General features: G+C 62.6%; 10 protein-coding genes. 5 read left to right on the top strand and 5 right to left on the bottom strand.

All coding sequences use genetic code 11. The annotated features are described in order from the left end of the window. Positions 1–22: 22 nt before the first annotated feature. The 3 genes from nosZ to KUV45_RS00685 all read right to left on the bottom strand — a co-directional run bounded on the left by nosZ (position 23) and on the right by KUV45_RS00685 (position 4,519). Positions 23–1,951: a TAT-dependent nitrous-oxide reductase gene (nosZ, locus tag KUV45_RS00695; RefSeq protein WP_222162404.1), complete on the bottom strand. Its 1,929-nt coding sequence runs from the start codon at positions 1,949–1,951 to the stop codon at positions 23–25. Further along, positions 1,911–4,130: a NosR/NirI family protein gene (locus KUV45_RS00690; protein WP_224851945.1), complete on the bottom strand. Its 2,220-nt coding sequence runs from the start codon at positions 4,128–4,130 to the stop codon at positions 1,911–1,913. The genes nosZ and KUV45_RS00690 overlap by 41 nt, the downstream gene beginning before the upstream one ends. A gap of 71 nt (positions 4,131–4,201) precedes the next feature. Beyond that, entirely contained in the window at positions 4,202–4,519 is a 318-nt protein-coding gene (locus KUV45_RS00685) for a cytochrome c (RefSeq protein WP_222162405.1), read from the bottom strand. A gap of 417 nt (positions 4,520–4,936) precedes the next feature. Here KUV45_RS00685 and hemN point away from each other — a divergent pair, with 417 nt between their 5' ends. The 3 genes from hemN (at position 4,937) to KUV45_RS00670 (ending at position 9,535) form a co-directional block, all read left to right on the top strand. Next, positions 4,937–6,322, top strand: a complete 1,386-nt coding sequence (gene hemN, locus KUV45_RS00680) for an oxygen-independent coproporphyrinogen III oxidase (RefSeq protein ID WP_222162406.1) — start codon at positions 4,937–4,939, stop codon at positions 6,320–6,322. A 234-nt stretch (positions 6,323–6,556) separates the two neighbouring features. Next, on the top strand, positions 6,557–8,668 hold the full coding sequence (locus KUV45_RS00675) for an adenosylcobalamin-dependent ribonucleoside-diphosphate reductase (RefSeq protein ID WP_222162407.1): 2,112 nt from the start codon (positions 6,557–6,559) through the stop codon (positions 8,666–8,668). Positions 8,669–8,749: 81 nt separating this feature from the next. Beyond that, positions 8,750–9,535: a ribonucleoside-diphosphate reductase gene (locus tag KUV45_RS00670; protein ID WP_222162408.1), complete on the top strand. Its 786-nt coding sequence runs from the start codon at positions 8,750–8,752 to the stop codon at positions 9,533–9,535. 387 nt (positions 9,536–9,922) lie between these two features. Here KUV45_RS00670 and KUV45_RS00665 read toward each other — a convergent pair whose 3' ends face one another. Together KUV45_RS00665 and KUV45_RS00660 are read right to left on the bottom strand one after the other, a co-directional pair. Then, complete coding sequence (locus tag KUV45_RS00665) at positions 9,923–11,419, bottom strand: CoA-acylating methylmalonate-semialdehyde dehydrogenase (protein ID WP_206943728.1); 1,497 nt, start codon at positions 11,417–11,419, stop codon at positions 9,923–9,925. 217 nt (positions 11,420–11,636) lie between these two features. Next, a complete protein-coding gene (locus tag KUV45_RS00660) occupies positions 11,637–12,917 on the bottom strand; it encodes an aminotransferase class III-fold pyridoxal phosphate-dependent enzyme (RefSeq protein WP_308126692.1) in 1,281 nt (426 codons plus the stop codon). 428 nt (positions 12,918–13,345) lie between these two features. On the opposite strand from KUV45_RS00660, the gene KUV45_RS00655 reads away from it, so the two are divergent. Both KUV45_RS00655 and KUV45_RS00650 read left to right on the top strand, forming a co-directional pair. Beyond that, a complete protein-coding gene (locus KUV45_RS00655; RefSeq protein ID WP_374107005.1) occupies positions 13,346–14,122 on the top strand; it encodes a FadR/GntR family transcriptional regulator in 777 nt (258 codons plus the stop codon). Between the two features lie 131 nt (positions 14,123–14,253). Next, positions 14,254–15,447 (top strand): ABC transporter substrate-binding protein, encoded by a 1,194-nt coding sequence (locus KUV45_RS00650; RefSeq protein WP_206943734.1) that lies wholly within the window; start codon positions 14,254–14,256, stop codon positions 15,445–15,447. Positions 15,448–15,464: the final 17 nt, after the last annotated feature.

Here is a 15,464-nt window from a genome sequence, read left to right as displayed (position 1 = left end):
CAGCGCCCGGCATGGCACGTCGTCAGGCTTTCTCCACCAGCATGCGACCGAACATTTCCATGTGCATCGCGTGGCAGAACCAGTTGCAGTAGTACCAGTGAACGCCGGCACGGTCTGCGGTGAAGGTAACGCTAGCGGTCTGCTGCGGCCCGATCTCCATGGACACCCCGTGATTGACCATACAGAAGCCGTGGGTCAGGTCTTCCACCGTGTCCAGGTTGGTGATCACCACCGTGACCTCATCACCCTGCTTCACCTTGAATTCGGTGATGCCGTATTGAGGAGCCACCGAAGTCATGTAGACGCGTACCTGGTTGCCGTCGCGTATCACCTTGTTGTCGGTTTCCAGGGTGATGCCATCCGCCTCAGCCATGGCCCGGGTTGGTGCCCAGAATGGGTCCTGTCGGTCCCAGACCTGGATGGGGTTGAGCTGGTCGGCGCGCAGCATGATGGCGTCATGGGGCTCGCAGTAGGTCGGGCCGTCATGCACCAGCTTCATGGTGTCGCCAGAGATATCGATCAGCTGGTCGTTTTCCGGGTGCAGCGGGCCCACCGGCAGGAAGCGGTCCTTGGAGAACTTGCACAGCACTACCAGCCACTTGCCATCCGCTTCCCGAGTTTCACACAGGCTCGCATGGTTATGCCCCGGCTGGTAGTGAACGTCGAGCTTCTGGTGGATGTAGTTGATGTCCTCGCCGTTGTAGGCGCGGATCGCCTCCTCGATGTTCCACTTGGCGACTTGGCTGTCGATGAACAGCGTAGTGTAGGCAAAGCCACGGCCATCGAAGGTGGTGTGTAGCGGCCCCAGGCCCAGCTCGGGCTCAGCCACGACGGTGTCTCTTGGCTCTATCTCGTCATCGAACAGGGCCGGCAGTTTGTCGATCGCGATAATCGATACCGTCGGCGACAGCTTGCCGTTGGCGATGAAGTACTTGCCATCGGGTGAGGTGTTGAGGCCGTGGGGGTTCTTGGGCACCGGGATATAGCGCGTCAGTGGCGAGCCATGGCGGCCGTCCAGCACTGGCACGGGGGAGTCGCCCAGGGTCTCGAACTGGCCTTTTTCGACGGCTGCCTCGATGGCCTCGACGTCGTACACCACTACCCAGTCCCGCTCGGCGCGCATACTGTCGGCCAGGGTGATGCCCTTCTCGGAGTTGTAGCAGGTGGAGGCGACGAAGCGTCCGGTATAGTCGGCGTCGGTATTGTCCAGGTTGCCGTCGACGATCACCTGCCAGGCCACTTCCATGGTCTCGGCGTCAATCGCATTGAACATGGTGTAGTAGTTCTCTGGATTCTCCAGGTCGCGACCATCGTTGATCTGGGGAATCGGAAACTCGGCGTTGGCGAAGACGTACTTGGTATAGGGGACCTTCTGCAGGCGCAGGCCATGGATCGCCTGGACATTGGGAATGGTCGTGATCTTGTCCGTCTTCATCACATCAAGGCGGATCCGTGCCACCCGAGTATTGGCCTTGTCGTTGATGAACAGATACTTGCCATCGTAGCGACCGTCGGTAAGGGAGGCATGGGGGTGGTGGGCGTCACCGTTGTGGAAGCGTGCAGAGTCACCGAGGATGTGACGTGACTCGTTGGTGATGCCCCATCCGGTGGCACTTTCGGTGTTGAAGACGGGAATGCGCATCAGCTCGCGCATGGAGGGAATGCCCAGCACCCGGACCTCGCCGGAATGGCCACCACTCCAGAAGCCGTAGTACTCGTCGAGCTGTCCCGGGGCGACCTCACCATTGCCTTCACTGGCGCGAGCCTTGGGGCTGGCCAGCAGGGCGCCGGTGCCGACACCTCCGACCATACCACTGGCAAGGCCAGCGCCGGCGACGCCAGTGACCGCGCTGTTGCGCAGGAAATGACGGCGGGCCAGATTCTGGATACTGCGGGAATCGTCACTCACTTCAGTTCTCCTCAAGGCAAGGTATACGCCGCGGGTCGCCATCCTGGCTTGATCCGCGGGTCTCTGCGTCACTTCCGCTGGCGCGCGCGGTTGCTCCATCCCGTTCCAGGCGCTTGCGGCGCTTGACTTGAGGCGGGCAGCGACGGTCGTCGTCGAAGGTGATCTGGCAGTCCAGGCAGTAGTGGCACTCCGAGGGCTCGATACGGCCGTCGGGATAGATCGCCACCAGTTCGCAGTCGTTGGCACAGATCTGGCAGGGGGTGCCGCACTGGCCTCGGTGGCGTCTCAACCAGTCGAACAGGCGGATGCGCCCGGCGATGGCGAGGCTTGCTCCTAGAGGGCAGACGTAGCGACAGTAGGCCTTGTGCATGAATAGCGAGGCGGTCATCAGGGCCACGGCGTAGAGCACATAGCCCCAGTCACGCAGAAAGTGCAGCGTAATGGCGGTCTTGAACGGTTCCACCTCGGCCAGTCGTTCTGCTTGTGCCAGGTCGTAGAAGGACACCCCGACCAGGCCAAACAGGATCAGGTACTTGATGACCCACAGGCGCTGATGAACGGAGAACGGCAGGGTGACCTGGGGAACCTTGAAGTGACGCGCCAGCTGATTGACCAGATCCTGCAGGGCGCCGAAGGGACATAGCCAGCCGCAGAACACGCTGCGCCCCCACAGCACCAGGGTGGCTGCCACGAACACCCACAGCACGAACATCAACGGGTCGATCAAGAATGCCGACCAGTGGAAACCGTGCATCAGTGCGTGGGTCAGCGTCAGCACGTTGACCACCGACAGCTGGGCCAGACAGACCCAGCCGATGTAGACCAGGGTGTAGAGCAGAAAGGCCTTGCGCAGTGGGCGTAGCAGCTGTGGTCGGCGAGCCAGGGCGTTCTGGAAGGTCAGAATCAATGACAGTATCAGCAGTCCCACGCCCAGGCCGGTCAGTTCAAGGCGCTTCTGCTGCCACATCTCTAGCCACAGGGGAGTGGGGTCCACCGGCTCGGGCCGCTCGATAAAGGCTTCCGGAAGGCGGTGCTCCAGGTGAAAGCGGGTGAACTCCTGGGTCAGTGGGCCCGAGGCGCGACGCACCAGCAGATTGAGCTGCCAGGGTTCGCCTGGATCGAAGTGAGCCCCCTCGCGCACGATGAAGATGTCGCGTTCGCTGAAGGTCGGCGCAGCGTCGATGGCCAGCTGCGCCAGTCGCCGCTGGTCGTGGTCGTGGAAGCTGATGGAGGCGTTGCCCTGGACCAGCTCTATGCGGTCGAAGATACCGCCGCGCACATAGCCCGATCCCTTGTAGGAAAAGCTGCCATCGGCGAGCAGGGCAATGGCGTGCTCGCCCGGGGCGAGGCTCTCCATCAAGCTGTCGTAGCCGCGCTCGCCTAGTAAATTGCGGCCGATGGTGGGGGCATTGAGGTAGGCCAGGTAGAGATCGATAAAGGTAGCGCCCCGAGGGGGCCGCTGGCCGCTCAGGTAGTGTTCGGCGGGGGTGCCGATAAAGGCGTCGTCGACCTCGCCCTGGGTCAGCATCAGGTGGCCCAGGGCCCCTTGGGCGAGCAGTGCCGACCAGTCAGCGGGGGCGAAGATATCGTTACGAACGCTGGCAATCGGCCGCGCGGCGGGGTCTTCGATCAGTCCCAGGGCGGCAGCGACCTGGCGAGCCGAACGCATGATGGTGTCATTGACCACGATGACGGTCACGGTGGCGCCGGAGATGGCGTCGACATCCTCGCCCACCTCCAGCCGGGTCTCCACCGAGGCGCCTTGGTGCTGGCTGGCGAAGGTATCGAGCTTCTCGCCAGGAATACCCACCAGCATGATCGGTTCGGAGTGGTCGAGCACCTTGGCCAGACGCAGGCTGGCGCTGGGATCGATGGCGATCAGCAGATTGACCGGCTTGCCCGAGTAGGCCGGGATGGGGGCGACCTCGGCGCTCTCGAAGGCATAGCCGAGCAGTTCATCGCCGCGGTAGAGGGCATTGACCGGCCATGAAAGGCCCGGCACGGGCTCGCTGCGGTCGATACCGGGAAAGGTGTCCTGCATCAGGGAGAGATCCGCCTTGGCGCTGCCGAGCTCCCCTGGGTATTGGTCGAACTCGACCGCTTGGGCGGGCAGGCACAGACAGAGCGCCAGTAGCACCAGCGCGAGCGCGGCCAGCGCTAGGGTCGTCGAACTCCCTGGGCGAGAGCGGCCGACCGGCAGTGGGCGAGGGGCATGGGCCATAGGATGACCTCCTGTCGCGAAGCGCCCACGGGGCGCTTCGCTGGGTGGCCTAGCAGCGTCGTGATCTGTTGTCAGGGCGTCAGTGAGGAGTAGTAGGCGGCAATATCGGCGATGTCTTGATCGGACAGTGCAGCCGCCTGGGGGGCCATAATGGCGGACATGCCGCCGCTGCGCTGGCCGTCGCGGTAGGCCTTCAGCGCGCCTTCCAGGTAGGGCGCATTCTGTCCTGCCAGGTTGGGATAGATGGGGCCAGTGGCCTTGCCATCGGTGCCGTGGCAGGCGGCGCAGGCCCCGACCTTGGTTTCACCGGCGGCGGCGTCGCCCGCGGCGTGGGCAGCGAGGCTGAACAGACAGGCGGCGCCAAGCGCGGCCAGGGGGAACCATTTCATGATGAGCGCTCCTCGGGATTGGGTCTGCGGACGGGCAGCGTGGGCAAGGCATGCCACGCCGCCAGCCGAGTCTGTCCGGGGTCGTTGTGTCGGCAAGCCAGAGCTGCCGGAAACCCTTGGGACTCTCGAGTATTGGAGCGCTCAGCGACAATACCCTATGACGCTGGTCAACTTTAGCTAGGGAGAGGTAGTCGCTACGCACTATGCTTGATGGGGATCAAGGGAATCAGACAGGCATCATTGCGGTGGCGACCGTCATGCGCTAGCACCAGAGACTGACCTGCCAGAGGGTGACGTCCTGATACTGATTTGATGCAGATCATGTCTGGCTTCGTCTATCGGAGCCAAGCCGAGATGACGTGAGACAATGCCGACAGATGCCGCCGTCGGGCGGTCGTGTCATGAGAGGCCTTGTCGATGTCATCCGATGTATTGCCGTTTCAGCGCAGCCTGGTCGAAAAGTATGATCGCCCCGGCCCGCGCTACACTTCCTACCCCACCGCGCCAAATTTCCATGCGGGCTTCGGTGTCGATGACTACCGACAGGCGGTACAACGCAGCCAGCAAGGAACGCCAAAGCCGCTCTCGGTGTACGTGCACGTGCCCTTCTGCGAAAGCCTCTGCTACTACTGCGCCTGCTCCAAGATCATTACCCACAATCGCGAGCGTGCCGCCGAATATCTGGGCCTGCTCAAGCGCGAGATCGCCCTGCAGGCCGAACTGTTCGATGGCCAGCGTGAACTGGCTCAGCTGCACCTGGGCGGTGGGACCCCCACCTTTCTGACTAACGCTCAGTTGGCTGGGCTGATCGACAGCCTGGCGCAACACTTTTCCTTCGCCCCAATGTCCCGTCGTGAATTTTCGCTGGAAGTGGACCCGCGCACGGTAACGCCCCAGCAGATACATGAATTGCGGGCCATGGGCTTCAATCGGTTGAGCTTCGGCATTCAGGACTTCGACCCCCTGGTGCAGAAAGCGGTGAACCGGTTGCAGAGTGAGGCCCAGGTAGCGGCGCTGATGGATGCCGCCAGAGAGGCGGGCTTCGCCTCGGTGTCGGTGGATCTGATCTACGGGCTGCCGCTGCAGACCCGCGACAGCTTCGATACCACGCTGGCCAAGGTGGTAGCGCTCAGGCCCGATCGTATCGCCGCCTACAGCTACGCCCACCTGCCGTCGCTGTTCAAGGCGCAGCGGCTGATCCGTGACGAGGACATGCCACCGCCTGGGCGCAAGCTCGAGCTGCTCGAGCTGACCATCGAGCGGCTGACCCAGGCGGGCTACGTCTATATCGGCATGGATCATTTTGCCTTGCCCGAGGATGAGCTCAGTCTGGCCCGTGAGAATGGCACCCTGCAGCGCAATTTCCAGGGCTACTCGACCCATGCCCAGTGCGACATGATCGGCCTGGGGGTGACGTCCATCGGCAAGGTGGGCGATGCCTACAGCCAGAACGTCAAGACCACCGCCGAATACGCCGAGCACCTTGAGGCCGGGCGGCTGCCGGTGCTGCGTGGTTACCGCTTGACCGAAGAGGACCAGCTGCGCGCAGAGCTGATCACTGCCCTGATGTGCCACGGCGAGGTACGCTTTGCCGAGTTCGAAGATCGTCATGGTATCCACTTTCAGCAGCACTTCGCGGCGGCGTTGAACCAGCTGGAAGAGATGCGCGAGGACGACTTGATCGAGATCAAGCAGGACGCACTCAGGGTGCGCCCGGCAGGCCGGCTGATGATGCGCAATCTGGCCATGGCCTTCGACGCCTACCTGGTGGCGGAAAGTGGGCGCTTCTCCCGCACCGTCTAGGATGCGCCGGACGGTTGGCGTCCCCGCCAGGTCCTCGCCGGTCCAGGCGTGACCGTTTATGCGCCAAAGGCAATTTAAAAACCGGGCCTTCCGTGTCCGGTTTTTTCGTTTATATTGTGCCGCCGGCCAAAAATTTAACTATATCTAGTAGAGCGATCGACCTTGGCCGTAACGCGCGTCGACGCCCTTGTTACCTCGTTTCTTTGCCGGCAATTTCATCGGAGACATGTGTTCATGACCACATCCGCCAAGGCCGCCGCCCTGTCGCAGGAGGTTCCCATGCAGGGTCCCTCGTATGATATCTGGGATGCCAAGTACCGCTTGAAGGACCGTCACGGCCAGCCCGTGGATAGCGACCTCCAGGCCACCTGGGAGCGCGTGGCCAAGGCGCTGGCTGCTGTAGAGGGCGAGGCCGCTGACACCTGGTTGCCAAAGTTTCGCTGGGCCTTGGAGAACGGTGCCGTACCGGCGGGCCGGATCACCTCCAACGCCGGCGCCGAGGGCTACAAGCCCGCCGTCAGCCTGATCAACTGCACCGTGTCCCGCACCATCCGCGACTCCATGCACGACATCCTCGACAGCGTGGTGGACGCCGGCATGACCCTCAAGGCCGGCTGCGGCATCGGCTACGAGTTTTCCACCCTGCGCCACAAGGGAGCCTTCGTGTTCGGTGCTGGTGCCGGCACCAATGGCCCCCTGGCGTTCATGGATATCTACGACAAGATGTGTTTCACCGTGGCCTCCGCCGGGGGGCGCCGCGGCGCTCAGATGGGCACCTTCGACGTTGGCCATCCCGATGTTCGCGAGTTTATCGAGGCCAAGCGTGAAGCCGGTCGACTGCGCCAGTTCAACCTCAGCCTGCTGATCACCGACGAGTTCATGGAGGCGGTGAAAGAGGACGCCGACTGGCCGCTGGCCTTCCCCCTGCACTCGGGCGAAAAGGGCGATATCGAGGACAAGGACCTGATCTACCGTGACTGGCCGCTGATCGAGGACGGCTACACGGTGGACGCCGAAGGGCGCGTGGCCTGCCGCGTGGTCGAGGTGATCAAGGCGCGCGAGCTGTGGGACACCATCATGCGTTCCACCTACGACTACGCCGAGCCTGGCTTCATCCTGATCGACCAGGTCAATCGCATGAACAACAACTGGTTCTGCGAAGAGATCCGCGCCACCAACCCCTGTGGGGAGCAGCCGTTGCCACCGGAAGGGGCCTGCCTGCTGGGCTCGATCAACCTGACTCGCTTCGTGATCGACCCGTTTGGTGAGGCGCCGCGGTTTGACTGGGACAAGTACCGACAGGTGGTCGCCGTTTTCACCCGCATGCTCGACAACGTGGTCGAGATCAGCGGCCTGCCGCTGTCCGGCCAGCGTCGCGAGATCGAGGCCAAGCGCCGCCATGGTATGGGCTTTCTGGGACTGGGATCGACCATGACCATGCTCAAGATGCCCTATGGCAGCGCCGAATCGCTGGTCTTTACCGAGGAAGTCAGTCGGGTGTTGGCCGTGGAGGGCTGGAAGCAGGCGCTGGAGCTGTCCCGCGAGAAGGGCATGGCGCCGATTCTCGAACAGGAGTTCGAGCTGACCCCCAGGATGCTGCGTGAACGTCCAGAATTGAGCCGCGATGGTTACGAGGCCGGCGACAAGGTGCCAGGCCGCATCCTGCATGCCCGCTACAGCCGCTATATGCAGAAGATCGCCGAGGTCGAGCCTGAACTGGTGGCGCAGCTGGCCGAGCATGGGGCGCGCTTCACCCATCACTCCTCGATTGCCCCCACTGGCACCATCAGCCTGTCGCTGGGCAATAATGCTTCCAACGGTATCGAGCCGTCGTTCTCTCATCGCTACTTCCGTAACGTCATCCAGGCGGGCAAGAAGACCAAGGAGCAGGTCGAGGTGGTGTCCTTCGAGCTGGCCGCCTATCGTCACTTCATGCACGCCGAGGCGGTAGAGAGCGACCTGCCGGATTACTTCATCACCGCCGATGCGGTGACACCCAAGCAGCACGTGGCGGTGCAGGCCGCCGCCCAGGCTTGGGTCGACTCGGCGATCTCCAAGACGGTCAACGTGCCCACCGACTTTGCCTTCGAGGCGTTCAAGGACCTGTATCTGGACGCCTACCAGAGCCGCCTCAAGGGCTGTACCACCTTCCGCTTCAATCCGGAGGCCTTCCAGGGCGTGCTGGTGCGCGAGGATGACCTCAAGAACACCACCTACGTGTTCGAGCTGGAGAACGGCGAGACCCTCGAACTCAAGGGCGACGAGACGGTGATCTACGACGGCGAGGAGCACAATGCCGCCAACCTCTACGACGCCTTGAAGGAGGGGACCTATGGCAAGTGGTAACGCCTGGGGCGAAAGGTCGTTGCGTGGTGGCCGGCGCCTGTGGGCATCGCGTCTGAATAATCTTTGTGGAGGAGCCTGCTGATGGCTGTCGAAATCACATCCAAGATCGTGGGCTACCGGGTCAAGAGCGAAGAGGCCCCTGCGGCCCCGGTGCCGCCCCCTCTGCCCGAAGAAAACCCGCTGACCATGCGCATTCCCTCGCGCCCCGAGGGGACGCTTGAGGCGGTGTCCGAGAAGATTTCCTACGTCGGCGCCGAAGGCCGCAAGAAGGTCTACCTGCTGGTGTCCTTTATGCCGGTGGAAGGGGTGCTGAACGGACAGCGCGTGATCATCGAGCGCCCGGTGGAGTTCTTCTTTCCCTCCGGTCAGCTGTCCAGCGAACACCAGTGGATCACCGCCACCATGCGCAGCCTGTCGCTGGCCGCCCGCGGCGGCTACGTCACCCAGGCGGTGGCCGATCTGCGCAAGGTGGCCTGGGACAAGGGCCTGGTGCGTTGCGGCATGAACCGCTGGAACAAGCCGATGTTCCACGACTCCGAGGTTGCCGCGATTGCCTGGTCGATCCAGCAGATCCTCTATCGCCGCGGCTTTCTCGACATCGACGGCAACCAGGTGCCGGTGGAGGAGCTGGTCAGCCGCTATGCCAGGCGTCAGGCCTCCGGTCACGGCTGGTTCCCCGCCGAGGTCGAGGACGAGACCCCGAACGGCGCGGTCGAGCCATTGGATGGCAAGCCCGTCGCGGATGGCGCAGGTGAAGGCGCCGGCCCCGCGGTGGTTGGCCACTGCCCCGAGTGTCGCGGCGAGCTGATCATGATGGACGGTTGCCCCACCTGCTACGCCGGCTGTGGCTGGTCAAAGTGTGGCTAGTCGAAGCGCGGCTAAACAAAGCGTGGCTAAACAAAGCGCGGCTAAAGCAAGGTATGGCCAAACGATGACCCAACTGTCGCCAAACTATGGCTCAACTATGGCCAAACCAGGCATGACTCATTTGGCGTCATGGCCGTCGCCGCCGTTGCGACGCTGACAGGTAGCAGGTGAACGTGGCTTTCCGCGAGCGAACAGCAAGCCTGACGAGAGGGTAGTGCGCCGACAAGGGTGTGGATAAGTGTGCGGGCTGGCTGTGAATAAGCGTGTGGTAATCGGTGGAAGGGCTGTGCAAGGGATTTGTTCGCCGCTCGGCGTGGAGTGACAATAGCGTGTGACGGCAAAAGAAAACGGGCCCCTGAGGGCCCGTTGTTGTATCGAATGCAGGGGTTACTGTCCGCCGGAAGGGAAGTTGAACTCAGCCTTGGCGGTCTCGAAGGAGGATGGCCAGCGCTGGGACACGGCCTTGCGGCGAGTATAGAAGCGCACCGCGTCAGGGCCGTAGGCATGCAGGTCACCAAACAGCGAGCGCTTCCAGCCACCGAAGCTGTGGCTTGCCACCGGTACCGGCAGCGGCACGTTGATGCCGACCATGCCAACCTCGATAGCATCGGTGAAGCGGCGTGCCGCTTCACCGTCACGGGTGAACAGGCAGGTGCCGTTGCCGTACTCGTGGGCGTTGGTCAGGTCGATGGCTTCATCCAGGCTCGATACCCGCACCACGCACAGCACCGGGCCGAAGATTTCTTCTGCATAGATGGTCATCTGCGGGGTAACCCGGTCGAACAGACAGCCGCCGACGAAGAAACCGTCTTCATGGCCTGGCACCACCAGGTCGCGCCCATCGGCGACCAGGTCGGCGCCTTCCTGAATGCCCTTCTCGATATAGCCGAGCACCTTGTCACGATGCTGGGCGGTGACCAGGGCACCCATGTCCAGGCCCTTGTCGGTGCCGGGGCCGATCTTCAGCGCGGCGATCTTCGGCGTCATCGCCTCGATCAAGCGATCAGCGGTGTCATCGCCGACACACACCGCCACGGAAATGGCCATGCAGCGTTCGCCAGCGCTGCCGAAGGCAGCCCCCATCAGGGTATTGGCGGCATTGTCGATGTCAGCGTCGGGCAGCACGATGGCGTGGTTCTTGGCGCCACCGAGGGCCTGCACGCGCTTGCCGCTTTCGGCGCCACGGCGGTAGATGGTTTCGGCGATGGGAGTGGAGCCAACAAAGGAAATGGCCTTGACGTCGGGGGCATCCAGCAGCGCCTCCACGGTCTCACGACCACCTTGTACGACGCTCATGATGCCCTGGGGCAGGCCTGCCTCTTCCAGCAGCTTGGCGACCGCGACCGCTGCGGAGGGGTCCTTTTCGGAAGGCTTGAGGATAAAGGCGTTGCCGCAGGCAATCGCCATCGGGTACATCCACAGCGGCACCATGGCCGGGAAGTTGAACGGAGTGATGCCCGCGACGACCCCCAGCGGCTGAAAGTTGGAGAACGCATCAATGGAGGGGCCCACGTTGTGGGAGTATTCGCCCTTGAGCAGTTCCGGTACGCCGCAGGCGTATTCCACGTTCTCGATACCGCGCTTGAGCTCGCCCATGGCGTCTTCGACGGTCTTGCCGTGTTCCTCGCTGATCAGCTGGACCAGACGCTCGGCGTCACGCTCCAGCAGCGCCTTGAACCGGTACATCACCTGAGCGCGCTTGGCTGGCGGGGTGTCGCGCCAGGCCGGGAAGGCGGCCTTGGCTGCCTCGATGGCGGCCTGCACGGTGGTGGCATCGCCCTCGGCCACCTGGCGGATGGTAGCGCCGGTGGCGGGATTGGTGACCGGCAAGGTGCGGCTGGACTCCAGGTCCTGGCCATTGATCCAGTGACTGACGTATTCCATTGAAGACCTCTTGTCTTGAAGGGTGATGTCTGGACGCTGGGTCCAGCGACGATATCGGTGTGAACAGTGGCCACAGGCAGGCATGACACCTGCCTGTGGATAATGCTGTGAATGATGGGTGTAAAGGTTGTCCACAGGCTGTCGATGTGGCGTGGATAACCGTTCTTGCTACTCACCCGTCAGCGCTGATATTTGCCCCCTGGGGCGCTCAATGTGCTTACGCCAGGCGGTCGAGGGTGGTGGCCACGGCGTCGAACAGTCGCTCGAGCTCTGCCTCTGTGGTGCCGAAAGGAGGACCAAACTGCAGGGTATCGCCGCCAAAGCGCACGTAGAAACCCGCTTCCCACAGGGCCAGATGTGCGTCCCTTGGGCGAATGCTCGGGTCGCCGTCCCGTGGTGCCAGCTGGATCGCTCCGGCCAGGCCATAGTTGCGGATATCGACCACATGGGGGCGACCCTTCAAGGCATGCAGACGGTCCTCGAAGGCGGGGGCGATGGCTCTGACCTGGCCGGGAAAGTCTTCCCGCTCCAACAGTTCCAGCGAGGCCAGGGCCGCGGCACAGGCCACTGGATGTCCGCTGTAGGTGTAGCCATGGGTGAATTCGATGGCGTGCTCGGCACCGCCTGCGTGCATGAAGGTGTCGAAGATCTCGTTGGACGCAATCACCGCGCCCATGGGCACCGCACCGTTGGTGATCTGCTTGGCCACCGTCATCAGGTCTGGCGTCACCCCGAAGGCCTCGGCTCCGGTACGGGCACCGCTACGCCCGAAGGCGGTGATGACCTCGTCGAAGATCAGCAGGATATCGTGGGCCGAGCAGATCTCGCGCAGACGATCCAGATAGCCCTTCGGCGGAACGATGACGCCGGCGGAGCCTGACATCGGTTCGACGATCACCGCCGCGATGTTGGAGGCGTCGTGCAGGGCGATCTGCTCGAGCAGGGCGTCGGCCAGCTCTGCCCCGGTGTCGGCCTGGCCGCGGGTGAAGGCCAGTGACGGTTGCAGGGTATGGGGCAGGTGGCTGGCGTCCATCAGCTGGCCGTAGTGCTTGCGGTTGCCGCCGATCCCGCCAAGGCTGGTGCCGCCGACATTGACCCCGTGGTAGCCCTTGGCGCGGCCAATCATGCGGGTCTTTTCCGGGCGTCCCTTGAGGCGCCAGTAGGCCTTGGCCATCTTCAACGCGGTATCGGCGGACTCGGAGCCAGAGTCAGTGAAGAACACATGGTCGAGCCCCTTGGGGGTCAGACTGGCGACCTTTTCCGCCAGCTTGAAGGCCAGCGGGTGGGACACCTGGAAGCTCGGCGCATAGTCGAGGCTGCCTAGCTGCTGGGCCACCGCCTGTTGAATCTCGACCCGGTTGTGACCGGCGCCGCAGGTCCAGAGGCCTGACAGGGAATCAAACAGCCGACGCCCGCGATCGTCGATGAAGTAGCGACCCTCGGCCCCGTGGATCAGCCGTGGGTGAGCGTGGAAGTCCCGGTTGGCGGTGAACGGCATCCAGTAGTGATGGTTCAGGTCGCTGTTATCCGCTTTCTCTGCGGTGGCGTCGGGGCGAGTCTCCAGAGTGTCGAAGGTCAGCATGGTGGGTCTCCTGTCAGCCGCCTGGGGCCGGGGCCTGGTGGTCATGGCCTGTCGTTGTCGTGGTCTAGCTGTTTTATCTGGTCTGTCTTGTCCGGGCTGTCTTGTCCGGGCTGTCTTGTCCGGGCTGTCCTGGTCAGGCTAAGCGCCGAGCGGTGATAGCCGAATGGTCGTGACATAACGGCAGCATGGCGTCTGTAGAAAGTTGATAAAACACCACTCTGTTTTCGCTCAGGTAAGTAAATCTAAACGTAATTGGGTCTGCTGGCGTTGGCATAAATTGACTTGACCAATTCGCGCATTGGGACTAATCCTTATATTTATTCGAATAAATGACCGAGATGCCCGTGCCGACTTCTTTTCCCCAGCGCCGTCAGAAGCTCGCCGACCTGATCTGCGAGGACATCAAGCAGAAGATCGTGATGGAGAACCTGTCGCCAGGGGACCGGCTGCCCAACGAAAAAGCCCTGATGGAGCGCTATGAATGCGCCAAGGGCACGATTCGTGAGGCCCTCAGGGTGCTTGAGGTAGAGGGGCTGGTGGTGCTGAAGACGGGGCCAGGCGGTGGCGCGATCATCCGAGAAGTGACCATCGACCCGGCCTGCCGCGCGCTGCGCAACTTTCTGCACTTTCAGCACGTGGATGGCAGCCAGGTCTATCAGCTGCGTCGGATGGTAGAAGTGGAGGTCGCGGTAGCGGCCATGGATCATCTTGATGAGGCCGGACGTGAGCGGCTGCGTGACAACATCGTCCACTGCCAGCGGCCCCATGAAGATGAACTGAGCCAGCGCCAGCACCGCATGCTGGAGCTCGAGTTCCACAACATTCTGGCGGAGTACTGTCCCAATCCGCTGCTGCGTTTCATGAGCACCTTTCTCAACGATCTACTGCGCGACCTGGTGGTGATCAAGAAGGCCTATCGGCCGGAACGTCATGCCTTTGATGAGTCCAACATTCGCTACCACATCGCCCTGATGGAAGCCTTTGACAACGGTGACCGTGAAGCGGTGCGCCGTCTTATGTTCGAGCACATGTGTGATGCCGAGCACCACATGTCGGCCCTGGAAGGCGAGATGGCCAACCAGTTTCTGGTGTCGCCCGAGGTGCTGGGCGAAAGCGGCTGATCCCGTTTAGCCCGATCCGGCGACAGCCCACAGCGACCTATAACAACAACAGCGTCCCTTATAACAACAACCAAGCCACCCACGTCAGCGACCCCTCATCCACTCCGATGACGTCGACAAGAGGAATAACAATGACAGTGCGCAAGACACCCCTTCTGCTTTCCGCCCTGGCCCTTGGACTCGTGGCCCAGCCGTTGCTGGCCCAGGATCAGGAACCCCTGACCTTCTACGGCGTGAAGTCGCTGTCTGGCGCCTTCGCCAGTTATGGCAAGTACGCCGAAATGGGGTCTCGCCTGGCGGTGGAAGAAGCCAGAACGTCCCTGGGACGTGATATCGACTACGTCAGCCTGGACACCGAAGGCAATGCCGGCCGGGCCATCCGCAAGGTGCAGGAAGCCATCAACCAGGATGGGGCCCGCTTGTTCAACGGCGCCACTCTTTCCTCCACCGCATTGGCGGTAGGCAAGGAAGTGGCTGGCGTCGAGGGGGTGTTCATGACGCCTGCCGGCGCCGACGAACTGACCGGCACCGAGTGCAACGCCTCCACCTTCCGCTGGTCGGTGCCGACCTACGGCGCCATTCGCGAAACTCTGGTGCCGTTGATGGAAGCGCTGCCCGAGGCCAAGCGGTTCTATACCATCACCCCGGAATATGTGTTCGGCGAGGCGCTGCTCGACAACGCCAAGGCCGTCTTCGAGGAAGCCGGTGTCGAGCACGTGGGCAACAGCTATCACTCGCTGCAGGAGCAGGAATTCTCCGGCTACCTGACCAACGCCATGGCGGCCTCTCCTGATGTACTGGTGCTGCTCAACTTTGGCGCCCAGTCCTCCAACGCCCTGCGCCAGGCACGCAACTTCGGCCTCAATGATCAGATGGATATTCTGATGGTGTGGTCGGCGGGCCTGGACCAGTTCGAAGAGCTGGGTGCCGCCAATGTCGAAGGCATCTACTTCGGCGCCCAGTACTGGCACGAGGTGGATACACCCTTCAACAACGAGCTGGTGGCAGCGGTGCGCGACGCCTATGACATCACGCCCACCTATCCGCTGGCAGCGGACTACACCATGACGCGGGTGATGCTGGAGGTCGCCGATCAGAGCGGGGCCAGCACAGGTCCGGCGCTGATCGAAGCCCTGGAGGGGTACACCTATCAAGGGCCGACCGGCGAAGAAACCATCCGAGCGTCTGACCATCAGGTCATCAAGGATTACTACCTGCTCCAGGGCAAGGCTCAGGACGAGATGGACGATGACGATGACTATGCCGACGTGATCAGCGCTGGCCAGTCCTTTGTCGCCCCCGAAGATTCGCCCTGCCAGCTGTAAGGCAGCCCTCGTCCGTC

The sequence above is a fragment of the Halomonas sp. DP3Y7-2 genome (assembly GCF_019800795.1).
Classification (GTDB): domain Bacteria; phylum Pseudomonadota; class Gammaproteobacteria; order Pseudomonadales; family Halomonadaceae; genus Halomonas; species Halomonas litopenaei_A.
Note: the sequence above shows the minus strand (reverse complement) of the source record. Positions and strands in the feature narration are given on the sequence as shown.